Origin of the sequence: Lentzea aerocolonigenes, assembly GCF_000974445.1 — a bacterium.
GTDB lineage: Bacteria > Actinomycetota > Actinomycetes > Mycobacteriales > Pseudonocardiaceae > Lentzea > Lentzea aerocolonigenes.
In genome coordinates this window covers 365,906-381,744 of record NZ_BBOJ01000014.1, presented here as the reverse complement: position 1 = coordinate 381,744, position 15,839 = coordinate 365,906, and the positions used below count along the sequence as shown (strand labels likewise).

Sequence of the window (15,839 nt, the reverse complement as noted above, 5' to 3'; positions counted from 1 at the left end):
TGTCAGGGGGTGGTCGCGAAGACCGCGCCGGCGTTCTGCGGAGCGGAGGGCGCGGGAGGCGCTTCGCTCTCAGGGGTGGTGAAAGCGAGGGCGCCGAGCAGCATGCCGCTCACGACGACCCCGGCACCCTGGCGGGCACGACGGCCGCTGAACCAGCCGTTGCTGCCCAGAGGTCTGGAAGAGCCCAGCACCGGCCCGGAGCCGAACGCGGGCTTGTCCGTGCGCTGCACGGCGACGAACTGACCGTCCTCGGTGATCGCGAGCCCGTCCGGAGCGGACGGCAGGTCGACCTCCTGCGGGATGGCACCGAGCCTGTCCAGCAACGACGCCGACGCCGTCGGCGCCGACGCGGTGCGCACGGCAGCGCGCGCCTGCTGCTGGGTGTAGGTCTCGAACGCGCAGAAGCCGCAGCGCTGGATGTGCGCTGAAGCTCGCTCGTGGGCGGTCGAGGACAGTTCTCCGTCCACGAACGCGACCACGGCGTCCGGCAAGAGGTGCTGCTCAGGCAGGCCCCAACCACGGAGGTCGGTCATGCAGAGTCCTCCAGCAACGATTCCTGACGACGGCGTTCGAGCGCGACCTTCAGAGCCTGGCGGCCCCGATGGATCCTGCTCCTCACGGTACCCATCTTCACCCCAAGCGTGGCGCCGATCTCCTCGTAGGAGAGACCTTCCACGTCACACAGGACCACAGCGGCGCGGAACTCCGGCGGGAGCTCGTCCAGCGCGGCCTGCAGATCGGGATCCAGGTGGTTCTCGTCGTAGATCTCCTCGGGGGACAGGTCGTCACCCTCGAGGCGGTCGTTGTCCTCGGGCAGCGCCTCCATGCGGACACGGCTGCGACGGCGAGCCATGTCGAGGAAGAGGTTGGTGGTGATGCGGTGCAGCCACCCCTCGAAGGTGCCCGGCTTGTAGGACGCGAGCGACCGGAAGACGCGGATGAACGTCTCCTGGGTCAGGTCCTCGGCATCGTGCTGGTTGCCGGTCAGGCGATAAGCGAGCCGGTAGACCCTGTCCGCGTGCTCGCGGACGATGGCGTCCCACGAGGGCGGCGTCCAGTCGGCCGTCTCGATGGGCGCGACGGCCTCCGGCGAACTCGACTGCGTGCGCATCAGGTGTTTCGGCACCTCCATGTGGGCCGCCCGGCGACCCTTATGCGGCTCAACGGACGGCGGGTCCGGCTTGTTCCCGCCTAGAGCCTGGCTTGTTGCTTCTGTACCTTCTCCCGCGCTCTTTAAACGATCGTGAGAACTGGCTGAGAGCACCCTGAGAATCTCGGTTCGGGCCGCGTTCACCCGTTTTGGGCACGTCTGGCACTAACCTGCACCCCGTGACCTCGGAATCGGCCCTGCGGGAGTACGTCGAGCAGTACCTCCCCGAGGACGACGTGCACCTGGCCGCACGAGCACGCGGCCAGGAACTGGGCTGCGTGCCCATCGGCCCTGGTGGAGGCGCCGCTCTCCGCTTCCTGGCAACAGCACTCCAGGCGCGTGCGGTCGTGGAGATCGGCACCGGCGCGGGCACCAGCGGCCTCTACCTCCTGGCGGGCATGCCGGCCTCGGGAATCCTGACCTCGATCGACGTGGCCCCGGAGCACCAACGGGCGGCCCGCGAGGCCTACGCCGCGGCAGGCATCTCCCCGTCCCGCACGCGCCTGATCATGGGCAAGGCGCTGGACGTCCTCCCGAGGCTGACCGACGCGGCCTACGACCTGGTCTTCGTCGACGCATACAAACCCGAGTACCCGAAGTACCTGGAACACGGCGTCCGCATGCTCAGGCCGGGCGGGGTCATCGCGTTCGACAACGTCCTGTGGCACGGCGCCGTCGTGGATCCCACCAAGCGGGACGAGTCGACCCAGGCGATGCGGGACATCGCGCGGCTCGTGAGGGAGGACGACCGCCTGGTGCCGGTGATCCTCCCGCTGGGCGACGGCCTCCTAGTGGCCGCGCGCCGTCCTTAGGAAGTGCACGCGGGGAGCTTTCGTTCACCAGGAGTGCACGGAAGGGCCCCGCGTGCGTCGAGCAGACAGCTAGTAGGCGCGGACGCCCTTGCCTAGGACGGTGACGCCGCCAGCGGACACGGTGTAGCGCTCACGGTCCATCGGCGCGTCCACACCGATCAACGCCCCGTCGGGCACCACGACGTTCTTGTCCAGGATCGCCCGCCGCACCACGGCACCCTTCCCGATCCGCACCCCGGGCAGCAGCACCGACCCCTGCACCACGGACCCGACCTCGACCGTGACGTCCGACGAGATCACCGACCCGTGGATCTTCCCGGAGATGATCGACCCGGGCCCGACCATCGAGTCCTCAGCGGACCCACCGGCGATGAACTTCGCGGGCGGCAACGGCGGAGTGGCCGTGCGGATCGGCCAGAGCTGGTTGTAGAGGTTGAAGATCGGGTGGACCGAAACGAGGTCCATGTGCGCGTCGTAGTAGGCGTCGATCGTTCCGACGTCCCGCCAGTAGCCGCGGTCCCGGTCGGTGGCGCCGGGCACCTCGTTGTCCTGGAAGTCGTAGACGTGCGCCTTACCCCGGTCGACCAGCATGGGGATGATGTCGCCACCCATGTCGTGGTCGGAGTCCGGGTTCAACGCGTCCCCGCGCAGCGCGTCCAGCAGCGCCTCGGTCGTGAACACGTAGTTGCCCATCGACGCGAACGTCACCTCGGGGTCGTCTGGCACGTGCGGCGGCTCGGACGGCTTCTCCAGGAACCGCGTGATCTTCCCGGACGCGTCCGAGTCGATGCAGCCGAACGCCTTGGCCTCGGCTCGCGGCACGCGGATGCCGGCGACGGTCACCGCCGCGCCGGACTCGATGTGCTGCGAAATCATCTGGCCGGGGTCCATCCGGTACACGTGGTCGGCACCGAAGATCACGACGTGGTCGGGCTTCTCGTCGTGGACGAGGTTCAGCGACTGGAAGATCGCGTCGGCGGAGCCCGTGTACCAGCGCGGGCCCAGGCGTTGCTGGGCCGGCACCGGCGTCACGTACTGACCGAGCACATTGGACAGGCGCCACGTCGTCGAGATGTGGCGGTCCAGCGAGTGCGACTTGTACTGCGTCAGCACGCAGAGCTTCGCGAGCCCCGCGTTGACCAGGTTCGACAGCACGAAGTCGACCAGCCGGTAGTTGCCCCCGAAGGGCACAGCCGGTTTCGCGCGGTCGGCCGTCAGTGGCCACAGGCGCTTGCCTTCACCACCGGCAAGCACAATTCCGAGAACGTGCGGCTGCCCCTTCACAGCATGTGACCCTATCCGTGCGATCGTTCTCGAACCAGACGCAAACTGGTTCGTCCCAACGGGGACCGCTGTGATCTACGGTGGTGGCGTGCGAGTTGCGCTCATGACGCGGGAGTACCCGCCGGAGGTCTACGGCGGCGCTGGTGTGCACGTGGGATTCCTCGTGCCCCACCTGAGGGAGCTCGTCGACGTCGACGTGCACTGCTTCGGTGCGCCGCGCGGCGACGCCACGGCTCACAACCCTCCGCACAGCCTGGAGCAGGCGAACGCGGCGTTGACCACCCTCGCGGTCGACCTGGAGATGGCCGCCGCGGTGTCCACGGCGAACATCGTCCACTCGCACACCTGGTACGCCAACATGGGCGGCCACCTGGCCAAACTCCTGCACGGGATCCCGCACGTCGTCACGGCGCACTCGCTGGAGCCGCGCCGGCCGTGGAAGGCCGAGCAGCTCGGCGGCGGGTACCGGATCTCGTCGTGGGCCGAGCGGACTGCCTACGAACACGCGGACGCGGTCATCGCGGTGAGCGAGGGCATGCGGGCCGACGTGCTCGACGCCTACCCCGCGCTGGACCCGGCGAAGGTCCACGTCGTGCGCAACGGGATCGATTCCACGGCCTACCACCCGGTGCAGGAGACGGACGCGCTCACGTCCCGCGGCATCGATCCGGAGAAGCCGATCGTGGCGTTCGTGGGGCGGATCACCCGGCAGAAGGGTGTCGGTCACCTCGTCGCCGCCGCGCACGAGATCGACCGGAACGCGCAGATCGTTCTCTGCGCGGGCGCTCCGGACACGCCCGAGATCGCCGAGGAGACCAGGCAGGCCGTGAGCGAGCTCGCGGCCGGGCGCGACGGGGTCTTCTGGATCCAGAAGATGCTGCAGCCCGCCGAGGTCCGGCAGATCCTCAGCCACGCGACGGTGTTCGTGTGCCCGTCGGTCTACGAGCCGCTCGGCATCGTGAACCTGGAGGCGATGGCGTGCGGCACCGCGGTCGTCGCGAGCGACGTCGGCGGCATCCCCGAGGTCGTCGCGCACGGCGAGACGGGTCTCCTCGTCCACTACGACGAGCGTGATTTGTCGACATATCGACACAATTTGGCTCAGACCATTAACGAGCTGATCGCGGATCCGGATCGCGCCCAGCGCTTCGGTGCCGCCGGTCGCAAGCGCGCTGAGCAGGAGTTCTCCTGGTCCGCGATGGCCGAGCAGACCGTCGAGGTCTACCGAAGTGTGATTTGAGCCACACGCGCCGGGGGCAACCCCAAACTGTGAACGCCGCCTTTAACCAGTAGTGACGTTGTCGTTTCATCTGGTGAGGGGCGCGAGACTGTGCGTGGTGCGGTTCTGGGTCTGACGGTCCTCCTCGCGGTGACTGGATGCGCCACAGCCCCCAAGACACAGCAGAAGGCGGTGCAGCTCACCGTCGACGGGCTGAAGCTCGCCGACGCCTCGGACCTCCAGTCGCAGGCCGAGGCCCAGCTCGCCTACACGCTGGACTACGGCTACGTGGCACGGGCGGGCGCCGCGGCGGTCAGCTGCTGGTTCGCCAAGACGGGCGTCGAGTCCGAGGTGGACAAACGCCTGTGGTGCGGACCGGTCCAGGTTCCCGGAACCGGCGCCGGCACCGACTGGGTGCCCGTGCCCATCAAGGAAGTCACCAAGAACGGTGACGAGGTCCGGTACGAGGTGCAGTCGCCGCAGGTGCCGGAGAACGGCAAGCGCAGCACTCCGGGCGGGGTGCTCGTGCGCACCGACGGCAAGGAGTTCGACCCGTCGAAGCAGCAGGATCTCACCGCCGGACGCGACTTCCTCGCCGTGCTGCCCGACGACGGCAAGCGCAACAACGCCGACCTCGGACTTGGCAACGTTGACATCAAGCTGCGCGACGACCTGCTCGCCACCACCGTCACCGGCTGGGCGAACCCGGACACGTGGATCACGGCCGACGGCACGGTGCGGGCCGAGACCGGCGCGCGGCTGCGGGTCGTCCGGATGAAGGTCGAGAAGCTCTGGGAGATCGACAGCGGCTTCCACCGCACCAACTGGCAGGGTTTCGCCCCGCAGCCCTCCGAGCTCGCGCTGGAGGTGCCGGGCAGGCGCCATCTGCTGCCCGCCGACCGGCTCCCGGCCAACGGCTCGGTCTTCGTCGTGTACACCGTGCCCGACCCGCAGGAGGGCACCGAGAGGCTCGCGCTCGGCACCCTCGGCGCCAAGTCGCTGGAGCAGCGCGTCGAGGTCCCGTCCGGCAAGCGCACCGACGCCCCGCCGGCCGTGCTGCAGCGCGGCGCCGGTCCCGCCCAGTTCACCGAGGTCACCCAGAAGATCAGGTACGGCGGCAGCGCGCTCGGCCTGAAGGTCACCGGCGTGCGGCTCGGCAGGCAGCGTCCCGTCAAGCTCGGCGAGAGCCAGTACGACGTCGCGACCGCCTCCGCCGCGGACAAGGCGTTGCTGGAGGTGCGGTTCGAGGCCACCGGCGACCTGCCCGACACCGCGGGCGGCGGCCTGACCAAGGACCTGATCACCGTGACGCTGCCGGACGGCTCCACCGCCAAGCAGGTCGGCGCTCGCTACGACGGCGGGCCGCTGCCGTTCGCGATCGTCGTCGAGATCCCGGCGGACACCCGCTCGGTCTCCGCGGGCCTCGTCGAGGGCGTGGTGGAGCTGCCCAGGCTCGGCCGCACCCTGATCTCGCCGGTGGACTCGCGGGTCACCCTCGCGCTGGAGTTCTGAGCCAGCATCGCGGCCAGCGCCAGCCAGCCCAGGATGACGAGCACCAACCCGCCCCAGCCCCACTCCTCGTACGCGGTGCTGCCGGACGTGCCGCCGATGCTGCTGCCCACGTAGAACCCGCACAGGTACAGCCCGGACGCGTGGCCGCGGGCGTGCTCGGGAGCGCGGGCGCCGACCCAGCCGCTCGCGGTGGCGTGCGCGGCGAAGAACCCGGCGGTGACGACCGCCAGCCCGAGCGGTACCCACATCACGCTCGCAACGGCGCCCAACGCCAGGACACCGATGCACAGCAGCAGCACGCGCCCACGGCCGTAGCGGTCGGCCAGCCCGCCCGCGAACGCCGCCGACGTGCTGCCGAACCCGTAGAACAGGAACACCAGCGTCTCCAGCCACGCCGGACCGCGCAGCTGGAAACCCGCGACGTTGTAGAACGAGATGAACGACCCGACGAGCAGCACGGCCACCACGTACAGCGAGAGCAGCACCGGGTCCGTCAGGGCCGCCTTCATGCCGCGCGGCGCACGCTTCGGCCGGCCGTGGGCCTTGGGCAGGAAGAACACCACGACCAGTGCCGCGACCAGCCCGAACGCACCCGCGAGCAGCACGGAACCGCGCCAGCCCAGCCAGTCGGCGGTCATGCCGGTGACCAGCCGCCCGGTCATGCCGCCCAGGCTGTTCCCGGCGATCATCGCGCCCATCGCGGCGCCGAGCCGCCGGTTGTCGAGCTCGTCCGCGAGGTAGGCCATCGACGCCGCGGGCACCCCGGCGGCCGCGATCCCCTGCAGCACGCGCAGCACCAGGAACACGTCGTAGTCCGGCGCGAACGGCAGCACGAGCCCGAGCAACGCCGCCGTCAGCACGCTGACCACGATCACCGCCCGGCGCCCCACCCGTTCGGACAGCATCGCGACCGGCACGACCGCCACCGCCAGCGCCAGGGTCGCGGCCGAGAGCGCGAGCGACGCACCGCTCGGCCCCAGCCCGTAGTCCTGCGCGATCTGCGGCATCACGGGCTGCGGTGTGTAGAGCAACGCGAAACACGCGAACCCGGATGCGGAGACGGCCGCGGTCAACCTGTTCACGCAGTCGACGCTAAGCCATACGTCCAATACGGAAATGAGTCAGAATCAATTCGTGGATGAATTGGAGCTGGCCCCGAAGCTGGCCGTGCTGAAAGCGCTTGCCGCCGACGAGCACGTGACTCGCGTCGCGGAACGGGTCGGGCTCCCCCAGCCCACGGTCAGCCGCTGGCTCGCCGAGCTGGGCGAGCAGCTGGGTGCGCCGATCATCACGAAGACCGGACGGCGGGTCCGCCTGACTCGCGCGGGCCGGCTGCTCGCCGAGGCGGCGACCCGGTCGCTGGCCGCGCTGGAGCCCGGCCTGCGCGAGGTCGAGGAGGAGCTCGACCCCGAGAAGGGCCGGGTCGTGCTGGGCTTCCTGCACATGCTCGGCCGGTCCGTGGTGCCGGAACTGGTCCGCGGCTTCCGCGCCGAGCATCCGCACGTGCGGTTCGGCCTGGTCCAGAACGCCCGCTACACCGTCGTCGACAAGCTGCTGAACGGCGAGATCGACCTGGCGCTGGTCGCACCGCCGCCGGACGGTCCCGAGTTCGCGTCCGAGGTCCTCTTCGAGCAGGAGCTGATCGTCGTCGTGCCGTCCACGCACCGGCTGGCTTCGCGCAGGGCCGTGCGGCTGAGGGACCTCGAAGACGAGGAACTCATCGTCCTGGAGCACGGCTACGGCCTGAGGCAGATCACCGACGACATGTTCGCCGCCGCCGGGATCACCCCGAAGATCGCGTTCGAGAGCCAGGAGATCGAGACGGTCCGCGGCCTGGTCGCGGCGGGTCTCGGCGTCGCGCTCCTCACGCACGCCGAGACCACACCGCCTGCCGGGCTCCGCGAGCTACCGCTGGCTCCGCGGGCCAGCCGCGTGTTCGGGCTGGCCTGGTTGAAGGACCACCCGTTGCCGCCGGCGGTCCGCGCTTTCCGTGATCACGCGCTCAGGACTCACGACGTCCAGCGCTGAGTCCCCGACCACGTCCGCAGGTACGACTCGGCACCGCCGAGCATGTCCTGCACCAGCTGGTCGCCACCGAGCTGGCGGACCTTCTCGACCCAGTCCGGCAGCAGGCCGATGTGCGCGCCGCCGTCGACGTTGATGTCCCACACCCGCTCACCGGTGCGCTGCCGGTCGACCAGCGGGCCGCCGGGGTAGCTGCGGAACGGGTAGGTCACGCCGGTCTGCGGTGCCGGGTGCGAGCCCACGCCGTTGTAGTCGGAGCCGAACCCGATGCCCACGTCGTACTTGCGGCGCAACGGTTCCGCGGCGGCGGCCTGCGCGACGTACCCGCCGGGGTCGTTCTCGTAGCCCGCGACGAACCCGCCGAGCTGGTAGACCTGCTCGGTCCACTGGGCGTCCATCCAGCTGTGGCTGGAGACGATGCCGGGGTAGCGCTTCTGCGCAGCCAGCTCCAGCGTGCGTCCGGCGGCCTTCACGCTCATGTGGTCGATCTCGATCATCATGTGCCGCTTCATCATGGCCTGCACGGCGTACTCGCCGAGCGAGGTCAGGCCGCGCACGTTGCACCGCTTCGCCGGGTCGTACGCGGGCGCCACGACGGTCGCCGGGATCAGGGCGTTCGGGCCGACCGTGCCGATCGGGTTGTCCTGCTGCGGTCCCTTGCACGCCTCGGTCTGCCACCACTGGCCGGTGCGCAGGAACTGGCCCGCGTTGATCACGCCGCCCTGCGTGCCCGAGTCGAACCGGACGCCGCACAGGGCGTTGTCGAACTTGTGGCACAGGAACGCGCTGCGGACCCCGAGCGCGTACATCTCGTCGAGGCCGCGGTCGATGTCGGCCTTGTTGCACAACGGGAAGTCGAGGAACGTCCGGCAGCCGAAGAGCTCAGAGGTCTCGATGCCCAGCACCACGGCCAGCTTGCCCTGCGCGACCACGTCACGGGCCTGCTCGGCGGACGTGACGATCCGGAACCAGCCCTTGCCGGTCCCGCCGAACTGCTTGTCGATGAACGCCTGCAGCTCGTAGGTCCGCTGGGCCTGCAACCGGATCGACGTCATCTCGTCGCAGGACCGGTCCTTGAACGGGTGGATGATGCACAGCGTGGCGTTGCTGGTGAGGTCCTGCACCAGCACGCGCTGGCCGCCGCGCCACGCCCGCTCCAGCCAGGCGTAGTAGTTCTGCTGGTGCGAGACCGTCGTGGAGGACGGCCAGTCCTTGAACGTCGGCCAGCCCACCGGGTCGTGGCCGTCGAAGTCTCCCGTGACGATCGCCTCGAAGATCGCGCCGAGGCCCAGCGGGTGGTGCTCAGGACAGTCCTTCAACGCGTCCGCGATGCCCTGCTCCGAGAACGGCTTGCCGCAGATCAGCCTGCCGCCGAAGCCCTCGTTCGTCATGAGGTGGTTGTGCGCGTCGACGAACCCGCGCACCCTGCCCTGCCCGTCCGTGCCCTTGAACGGCTCGCCCGTCACGTTGATCTGCGAGTCCGGAGCCGGTCGTGCCACCGGTTCCCACCAGGGCGTGTCCGCGGCGGCAGGCGATATCGACGCTATGACCAGCGAGACGGCGAGAGCCAGGCGGAGTAACACGAGAGCTCCTCTACGACGGTGTGAAGGCGCTCACATCATGCCGTGGAACTTCGCCGTCTCGTATGGCCGATCGTAGGGTCTAACGCGAATATTTTTCAGCCAGCTCGACGAGCGTCCGCGCGCCGAACCCGGTGGCTCCCGCGACGATCTCCTCGTAGACCTTCTCCGACCGCGCGGGACCCGCGATGTCGAGGTGCGCCCACGGCACGTCGCCCGCGAACTTCTGCAGGAACAGCGCCGCGGTGATGCCACCGGGTCCGGGCGGGCACTGCTTGTAGTCCGCGATCTCGCTGGTGACGGCGTCGACGTGCTCCTCCAGCAGCGGCATCCGCCACCACTTCTCGCCGACGTTCACCCCCGCCTCGACCACCTGCCCGGCGAGCTCGTCGGACGAGGTGAACACCGCGCCGGTGCGCAGGCCGAGGGAAACCTTCATCGCACCGGTGAGCGTCGCGACGTCCACGAGCAGGTCCGGCTTCAGGTTCTTCACCGCGTACGCCATCGCGTCGGCCAGGACCATGCGGCCCTCGGCGTCGGTGTTCTGCACCTCGGTGGTCGCGCCGCCGTAGTGGCGCACGACGTCGCCCGGCCGGTACGCCGAGCCGCTCAGGTGGTTCTCCGCGCACGGCACGAGCCCGGTGACCCTGATCGGCAGCTGCCGGCGGGCCACGGTCAGCAGCGCGGAGATCACCGCGGCGCCACCGGCCATGTCGGTGCGCATCAGGTGCATGCCGTCGGCGGGCTTCACCGAGATGCCGCCGGTGTCGAACGTGATGCCCTTGCCGACGAACACCACGTGCGGACCGGTGGTGCCGTACGTGAGCTCCAGGAACCGCGGCGGGCGGGACGAGCCGCCACCGACCGCGAGCACGCCGCCGAAGCCCTGCTGCCGCAGCCACTTCTCGTCGCGCACGACGGCGGACAGGCCGTCGACCTTCTCCGCGAGCTTGGCGGCGGTGGACGCGAGCCAGCGCGGGTCCTTGACGTTGGACGGCGTGTTGGCGAGATCACGGGTGAGCGAGGTGGCGGCGGCCAGCGCGTGGGCCTTCAGCGCGGCGGACGTCAGCACCTCCTCGAAGCCGGTGTCGCCGGTGACCAGGCGCAGCGAGCCGACGCGCTTGGGGGCCTCCTCGCCGGTGACCTTGAAGCGGTAGCCGCCGAGGGCCACGCCGAGCACGAACGCGCGCACCTTGGCGGCGTCGAAGTCGGGGGTCAGCAGCACGTCGGCCGACCTGGGCGCGTCCTCGCCGCTCAGCGCGCGGACCAGGTTCGCCCCCGCCGTGCGGAAGTCGCTCACCGTCCCCGTGCCGACACCGAGCGTCCAGGTCTCGTCGTGACGAACGGTCTCACCGGCCTTGCCCGTCAGGTCGGAGACGTCGATGCCGTCACCACCCGGCCCGAGCGACGGCCCGGTGGCCGCGAGCACGACCGTCGGAACGTTGCGGCGCGCGGTGGTGGCCACCTCGACGTCCACGAGCTTGGTCGGCACTGACGGAACCGTCGACGCCACGGTTGGACCTCCCCATGTATTAACGACCGCTCATTCTCTCCCAGACCGAGAACGAAGCGATGCCCCGGTCTCCACTGTGGAACAGCACAGCGGAAACCGGGGCTCACATTGCTTCCTCGCCGGGTGCCTCAGCCGGCGGCGGCCTTCAGCGCGTCGCCCAAGGCGCTGGCCTCGTCCGCCGACATCTCGACGACAAGGCGCCCACCACCCTCGAGCGGCACGCGCATGACGATGCCGCGTCCCTCCTTGGTGACCTCGAGGGGACCGTCGCCGGTCCGGGGCTTCATGGCCGCCATCGCGTGCTCCCTCCGTCAACATCTTCCCCGTCCGGCCAGGCCGGATCTGCTCCATTCTCCCCTATCGCGACTCAGGGGCGAAACCGAACCGATCTTTTGGCGAGTTCGGGTGACATTTGTTGATCTTGTTTTCACCCTGATCAGTACCCGTTTTCACGACAAGGCAACACTTTGGCGGTGATGGGCACGGCCCGGGGCACGGCGTGACAGACTGGGCCGGGTGCGAGCCCGTTCCGCGCTCTTCGACGTCTACGGCGGCCACCTGCGCGAACGCGGTGGCGCCGCCACCATCGCCGCGCTCGTCCGGCTGCTCGAACCGCTCGGGTTCGCCGCGCCGGCCGTGCGGACGGCCGTGTCCCGCACCGTCCGGCAGGGCTGGTTGCACCCCGTGCGGCTGCCCGACGGGCCTGGTTACGCCATGACACCTCGCGGGGAACGAAGGCTCGACGAGGCCGCCGCCCGCATCTACCGCACCGGGCCGTCCACGTGGGACGGTCGGTGGCACGTCGTGGTGCTGGAGGAGATGCCGGGCCGTGACTCGCGTGACCACCTGGCGTCGGAGCTGCAACTGCTCGGTTACGGCGCGCTCGGCCCTGTGACGTGGATCGCGCCGCGCCCGTCGCCGGAACTGGCCGACGTGCTCGCCGCCGAGGGAGTTCTCGCACGAACTTTTCACGGTTCACACGACGGTGGGGACGCCGAGCTCGCCGCGAAGGCCTGGGACCTGGCCGAACTCGGGCGCGACTACGCCGCGTTCGTCGCGCAGTGGCAGGCACAGGTGTCCGTTGTGGACGAAACCGACGACGCGGCGGCGTTCGCAGCGTCACAGCAGCTGCTGCACGCGTGGCGCAAGTTCCTGTTCCGCGATCCCGGTCTTCCTGCTGAACTGTTGCCACCGGACTGGCCGGGGCACGCGGCAGCGTCGTTCTTCGACGAACAGACACTGCGGCTGGCACCGGGCACGAGTCGTTTCGTCGACGAGTGCCTGCGACCGGTTCGCAATGTTTCCACTGCTTGATGGAGGTCCAGTGTCCGAGCTCCTCGTCGACGACGCCGATGGTGTGCGCACGTTCACGTTCAACCGCCCCGAGTCGTTCAACGCCTTCACGATCGCGCTGAAGGAGTCGTTCCTCGACGCGCTGAAGGAGGCGGCGGCGGACGAGTCGGTGCGCGCGGTGGTGATCACGGGTGCGGGCAGGGCGTTCTGCGCGGGTCAGGACCTCAAGGAGCACATCGGGTTGCTGCAGGCCGGTGACCCCGCGCCGCTGAACACCGTGGAGAAGCACTACAACCCCATCGTGCGCGAGCTGATCGGCATGCCGAAGCCGGTGATCGCCGCGGTCAACGGCAGCGCCGCCGGTGCGGGCGCGTCCTTCGCCTACGCCGCCGACCTGCGCATCGCGGGCGCGTCGGCGAAGTTCCTGATGGCGTTCGCGAACGTCGGCCTGACCGCGGACTCCGGTGCGTCGTACACGCTGCCGCGGCTGATCGGGCACGGCCGCGCGATGGAGATGATGATGCTCGCGCAGCCGGTCGGCGCCGAGGAGGCGTTGCGGATCGGCATGGTCAACCAGGTCGTGCCGGACGAGGAGCTGCTGCCCACCGCGCACGCTCTCGCCGCTCGTCTCGCCGCCGGGCCGACCACGGCCTACGCGAAGATCAAGGAAGCGCTGGCCGCGGCCGCCGACGGCACGCTGGAGGACGCGCTGGAGGCGGAGCGCCGGACCCAGGCCGACTGCGGTGCGACCGAGGACCACCGCGAGGCCGTGGACGCGTTCGTGAACAAGCGGGCACCGAAGTTCATCGGGCGCTAGTGGAGGAACGGCTGGACGGCGGCAACGCCGGTGGTGCGGTGCGGGTCGGCGACACCGTCCGCAAACCCGCCCGCCGTGGCCAACTTCGTCGTGCATGAGGGTGACCTTCACGGACCTCAGGTTTGTGAAGGTCACCCTCGTTGCAGCGGCGGCGCCCTGCAACGCTGCGTGCGCAACGGTGTCGTGGCCGCTCTGGAACGCGCGGCCGAGGAGCTCGACGGCTTCAGGCCGTGGCGCGGAAGCAGGTCGCGATGTGGTCGTCCACCATCCCGGTGGCCTGCATCAGCGCGTAGCACGTGGTGGGGCCGAGGAACTTGAACCCGCGGCGCTTCAGCTCCTTGGCCATCGCCTTGGACTCGTTCGTGATCGCCGGAACGTCCGCGATCGTCGTCGGCCGCACGTGGTCCGACGGCGCGAACGACCACAACAGAGCGTCGAGGTCGACGTCCTGCTCGGCGATCACGCGGGCGTTGTGGATGGCGGCGTCGATCTTCATCCGGTTCCGGACGATGCCCGCGTCGGCCATCAGCCTTTCCACGTCGGCGGGCCCGAACTCGGCGACCAGCTTCGGGTCGAAGCCGGCGAACGCCGTCCGGAACGCCGGCCGCTTGCGCAGGATCGTGATCCACGACAGCCCGGATTGGAACGCCTCCAACGACATCCGCTCGTACAGGGCGTCCGTGCCGTGCAGCTCCACGCCCCACTCGGTGTCGTGGTACTCGACGTAGTCCGGGGTCGAGGCTCCCCAGGGGCAACGCGCGATCACCGGTACTCCTCGGCGAAACGGGCGAACCGCTGCATCGACCGGCGCAGCCCCAGCACGAAGAGCGGCTTCACCACGGGGAAGAAGAACGGCACGTCGAGGCGTTCCGTCCACACGAAACGGCTGCCGCGCACGGCGAACGCACCGGTTCCGCGCACGACCTTGCCGAGCTTGAGGACCTCGACGGCGTGCGGCGGGTCCCAGCGCGTGATCCGCATGCGGTCCGAGACGCCGAACGTGACCGCCTCGATCTCGCTGCCGACCGACTTCCCGTCACCGGCCACGACCGAGACGCGCGTGCCGAACATCCACTCGTGCTGGCGTTCCCAGTCGGTCATGGCGCGGAAGATCGTGTCGGGTGGAGCCGCCACCTCGACCGTCAGCTCAAGCTCGGTCACTGCTGCTCTCCAGCTCCGCCACGCGCGCCCGCAGCCTCTCGACCTCGGACGACAGGCGCTGCAACGCCCAGTCGACCTCGCTCATCTTGTAGCCGCGGAACACCTGCTGGAACTTCAGCTCGCGGACGTCCTCCGCGGTGATGTCCTCCGACGGCAGCCGCGTCGGCGAGGCTCCTGGCGGCAGCGGGGCGAGCTCCTCGCCGCGTCCGAACACCAACGCCGCGAGCAGGAACACCACTGCCGCGACGGCCACCATCACGATCAGGTAGAGAAGGGCGTTGGTCACCCGACGATCGTGGCACAGCTCAGCGCGCGGCGAGCGAGCAGACCGAGACGAATGATCACGGCCCACGTCACGAAGCTCGCGATCGACATCGGCAGCGACTGCACGAGCCGTTGCGGGTCGACACCCCAGGTGGCGGTGAGGATGGCCACGTTGCCCAGCACCACGAGCAGCACGGACACCAGCGCCGTCGCGCCCGCGATCCTGGCCAGCACCCTCGCGTCGACCCTGCGGGCCACGACCCGGCCGAGGACGAGCGCGACCAGTGCGACGCCGGCGGAGATGCCGCTGGTCATGTCGTTGGCCTTGGCGATCCACAGGTACCAGGACGGCACCGGGCCGCCGAAGTCCTGCCACGGGCCGATGAAGTACATCCGGCCCATCTCCCACGCGGCGTGCATCACCGGCAGCACCAGGGCGAGCCACATCAGCGTCCGTGCGCCGTACGCGACGGCGAGCTCCGCCTGGTACTCCCCGGCGATCTCGCGGACAGAACCGAACTCCTCGACGGCCCTGCGCTGGGCCGTCTCCTCGTCCAGGCCGCGGCCGAGGTGGGCCTCGGTGGCGTCGCTCAGGCTGTCGCGGGTCTCGGTGAGCAGGTCGCGCACCTGCCTGCGCGATCCCTGCAACCGTGACCCGAGATCGGTCACGTAGCGCTCGATCAGGTCTGTGCCCACTTGCCGTCACCCCCCAGCACCCCGTCGATGACCGTCGTGAACTCCCGCCACGCGCTGCGCTCGGCGTTCAGCGCCCGCTGACCCGCCTGCGTGAGCTTGTACGTGCGGCGCTTGCGGCCGCCGACCGTGCTCCAGTCGCTGACCACGTGCCCGGCTCGCTCCAGCCGCCGCAGCGCGGGGTAGACCGTGCCCGTCGGGAGGTCCAGCGCGCCGCCGCTGCCCTGCTGCAACGCCTCGATGATCGCGTAGCCGTGCAGCTGCCTGCCGTCGAGCGTGGCCAGCAGCAACGCGTCGAGGTGGCCGCGTAGCGCGTCGGGCTTCATGGGTCGTGACTCTACTGATCCGGCCCTGGGACCGGCCCCTGGGAAATCCCTGATTTCGGACCAACCCTCTGGTGTCCGAGGGCACGAACCTGTTGCGCTGGAAGCAGTTCGGCGAGGCTTCAGCGTCCCTTCAGGGTCGGCCCTGAGATGTCCCTGAGATGCGCTCCGATCCGTTCATAAGTAGGCGCGC

17 protein-coding genes are annotated in these 15,839 nt (G+C 69.7%); 5 read left to right on the top strand and 12 right to left on the bottom strand.

What is annotated here, in order from left to right:
* Positions 1 to 2: 2 nt before the first annotated feature.
* Both AOM45_RS27340 and sigE read right to left on the bottom strand, forming a co-directional pair.
* Entirely contained in the window at positions 3 to 533 is a 531-nt protein-coding gene (locus AOM45_RS27340) for an anti-sigma factor (protein WP_051784645.1), read from the bottom strand.
* Positions 530 to 1,132 (bottom strand): RNA polymerase sigma factor SigE, encoded by a 603-nt coding sequence (gene sigE / locus AOM45_RS27335; RefSeq protein ID WP_030472993.1) that lies wholly within the window; start codon positions 1,130 to 1,132, stop codon positions 530 to 532. The genes AOM45_RS27340 and sigE overlap by 4 nt, the downstream gene beginning before the upstream one ends.
* A 197-nt stretch (positions 1,133 to 1,329) precedes the next feature.
* On the opposite strand from sigE, the gene AOM45_RS27330 reads away from it, so the two are divergent.
* Positions 1,330 to 1,962: an O-methyltransferase gene (locus AOM45_RS27330; RefSeq protein ID WP_030472992.1), complete on the top strand. Its 633-nt coding sequence runs from the start codon at positions 1,330 to 1,332 to the stop codon at positions 1,960 to 1,962.
* Positions 1,963 to 2,031: 69 nt separating this feature from the next.
* Here AOM45_RS27330 and glgC read toward each other — a convergent pair whose 3' ends face one another.
* Positions 2,032 to 3,246, bottom strand: a complete 1,215-nt coding sequence (gene glgC, locus AOM45_RS27325) for a glucose-1-phosphate adenylyltransferase (protein ID WP_030472991.1) — start codon at positions 3,244 to 3,246, stop codon at positions 2,032 to 2,034.
* A gap of 88 nt (positions 3,247 to 3,334) precedes the next feature.
* Here glgC and glgA point away from each other — a divergent pair, with 88 nt between their 5' ends.
* Positions 3,335 to 4,486, top strand: a complete 1,152-nt coding sequence (gene glgA / locus AOM45_RS27320; RefSeq protein ID WP_030472990.1) for a glycogen synthase — start codon at positions 3,335 to 3,337, stop codon at positions 4,484 to 4,486.
* 1,328 nt (positions 4,487 to 5,814) lie between these two features.
* Here glgA and AOM45_RS27315 read toward each other — a convergent pair.
* Complete coding sequence (locus tag AOM45_RS27315) at positions 5,815 to 7,059, bottom strand: MFS transporter (protein WP_035913521.1); 1,245 nt, start codon at positions 7,057 to 7,059, stop codon at positions 5,815 to 5,817.
* 34 nt (positions 7,060 to 7,093) lie between these two features.
* Here AOM45_RS27315 and AOM45_RS27310 point away from each other — a divergent pair, with 34 nt between their 5' ends.
* On the top strand, positions 7,094 to 8,005 hold the full coding sequence (locus AOM45_RS27310) for a LysR family transcriptional regulator (RefSeq protein WP_030472987.1): 912 nt from the start codon (positions 7,094 to 7,096) through the stop codon (positions 8,003 to 8,005).
* On the opposite strand, the gene AOM45_RS27305 is transcribed toward AOM45_RS27310, so the two are convergent.
* The 3 genes from AOM45_RS27305 to AOM45_RS49870 all read right to left on the bottom strand — a co-directional run bounded on the left by AOM45_RS27305 (position 7,987) and on the right by AOM45_RS49870 (position 11,391).
* A complete protein-coding gene (locus AOM45_RS27305) occupies positions 7,987 to 9,585 on the bottom strand; it encodes an amidohydrolase family protein (RefSeq protein WP_156094378.1) in 1,599 nt (532 codons plus the stop codon). The two genes, AOM45_RS27310 and AOM45_RS27305, sit on opposite strands and share 19 nt — an antisense overlap.
* A gap of 79 nt (positions 9,586 to 9,664) precedes the next feature.
* Positions 9,665 to 11,074, bottom strand: coding sequence for a leucyl aminopeptidase family protein (locus tag AOM45_RS27300; protein ID WP_236703844.1), 1,410 nt, complete (start codon positions 11,072 to 11,074; stop codon positions 9,665 to 9,667).
* Positions 11,075 to 11,223: 149 nt separating this feature from the next.
* Positions 11,224 to 11,391 carry a DUF3117 domain-containing protein gene (locus AOM45_RS49870; protein WP_065914675.1) on the bottom strand — a complete coding sequence of 56 codons (168 nt, stop codon included), beginning with the start codon at positions 11,389 to 11,391 and terminating at the stop codon, positions 11,224 to 11,226.
* A 220-nt stretch (positions 11,392 to 11,611) separates the two neighbouring features.
* On the opposite strand from AOM45_RS49870, the gene AOM45_RS27295 reads away from it, so the two are divergent.
* Positions 11,612 to 12,409, top strand: a complete 798-nt coding sequence (locus AOM45_RS27295; RefSeq protein WP_030472985.1) for a PaaX family transcriptional regulator — start codon at positions 11,612 to 11,614, stop codon at positions 12,407 to 12,409.
* Positions 12,410 to 12,419: 10 nt separating this feature from the next.
* Positions 12,420 to 13,205, top strand: a complete 786-nt coding sequence (locus AOM45_RS27290; RefSeq protein WP_236703843.1) for an enoyl-CoA hydratase-related protein — start codon at positions 12,420 to 12,422, stop codon at positions 13,203 to 13,205.
* A gap of 223 nt (positions 13,206 to 13,428) precedes the next feature.
* Here AOM45_RS27290 and AOM45_RS27285 read toward each other — a convergent pair whose 3' ends face one another.
* Genes AOM45_RS27285 through AOM45_RS27265 form a run of 5 tightly spaced genes read right to left on the bottom strand, consistent with a single transcriptional unit; the run spans position 13,429 to position 15,649 of the window.
* Entirely contained in the window at positions 13,429 to 13,968 is a 540-nt protein-coding gene (locus AOM45_RS27285; RefSeq protein WP_030472983.1) for a DNA-3-methyladenine glycosylase I, read from the bottom strand.
* A complete protein-coding gene (locus AOM45_RS27280) occupies positions 13,968 to 14,366 on the bottom strand; it encodes an SRPBCC family protein (protein ID WP_030472982.1) in 399 nt (132 codons plus the stop codon). Before AOM45_RS27280 ends, AOM45_RS27285 begins: the two co-directional genes overlap by 1 nt.
* On the bottom strand, positions 14,353 to 14,652 hold the full coding sequence (locus tag AOM45_RS27275; protein ID WP_030472981.1) for a DivIVA domain-containing protein: 300 nt from the start codon (positions 14,650 to 14,652) through the stop codon (positions 14,353 to 14,355). The genes AOM45_RS27280 and AOM45_RS27275 overlap by 14 nt, the downstream gene beginning before the upstream one ends.
* A complete protein-coding gene (locus AOM45_RS27270) occupies positions 14,649 to 15,326 on the bottom strand; it encodes a permease prefix domain 1-containing protein (protein WP_051784643.1) in 678 nt (225 codons plus the stop codon). The genes AOM45_RS27275 and AOM45_RS27270 overlap by 4 nt, the downstream gene beginning before the upstream one ends.
* On the bottom strand, positions 15,311 to 15,649 hold the full coding sequence (locus tag AOM45_RS27265; RefSeq protein ID WP_030472979.1) for a PadR family transcriptional regulator: 339 nt from the start codon (positions 15,647 to 15,649) through the stop codon (positions 15,311 to 15,313). Before AOM45_RS27265 ends, AOM45_RS27270 begins: the two co-directional genes overlap by 16 nt.
* Positions 15,650 to 15,839: the final 190 nt, after the last annotated feature.

Coding starts and splice junctions, on each gene's coding strand:
- AOM45_RS27310 (WP_030472987.1), top strand. CDS start 7,094: ATGAGTCAGAATCAATTCGTGGATGAATTGGAGCTGGCCCCGAAGCTG.
- sigE (WP_030472993.1), bottom strand. CDS start 1,132: ATGGAGGTGCCGAAACACCTGATGCGCACGCAGTCGAGTTCGCCGGAG.
- AOM45_RS27340 (WP_051784645.1), bottom strand. CDS start 533: ATGACCGACCTCCGTGGTTGGGGCCTGCCTGAGCAGCACCTCTTGCCG.
- AOM45_RS49870 (WP_065914675.1), bottom strand. CDS start 11,391: ATGGCGGCCATGAAGCCCCGGACCGGCGACGGTCCCCTCGAGGTCACC.
- AOM45_RS27265 (WP_030472979.1), bottom strand. CDS start 15,649: ATGAAGCCCGACGCGCTACGCGGCCACCTCGACGCGTTGCTGCTGGCC.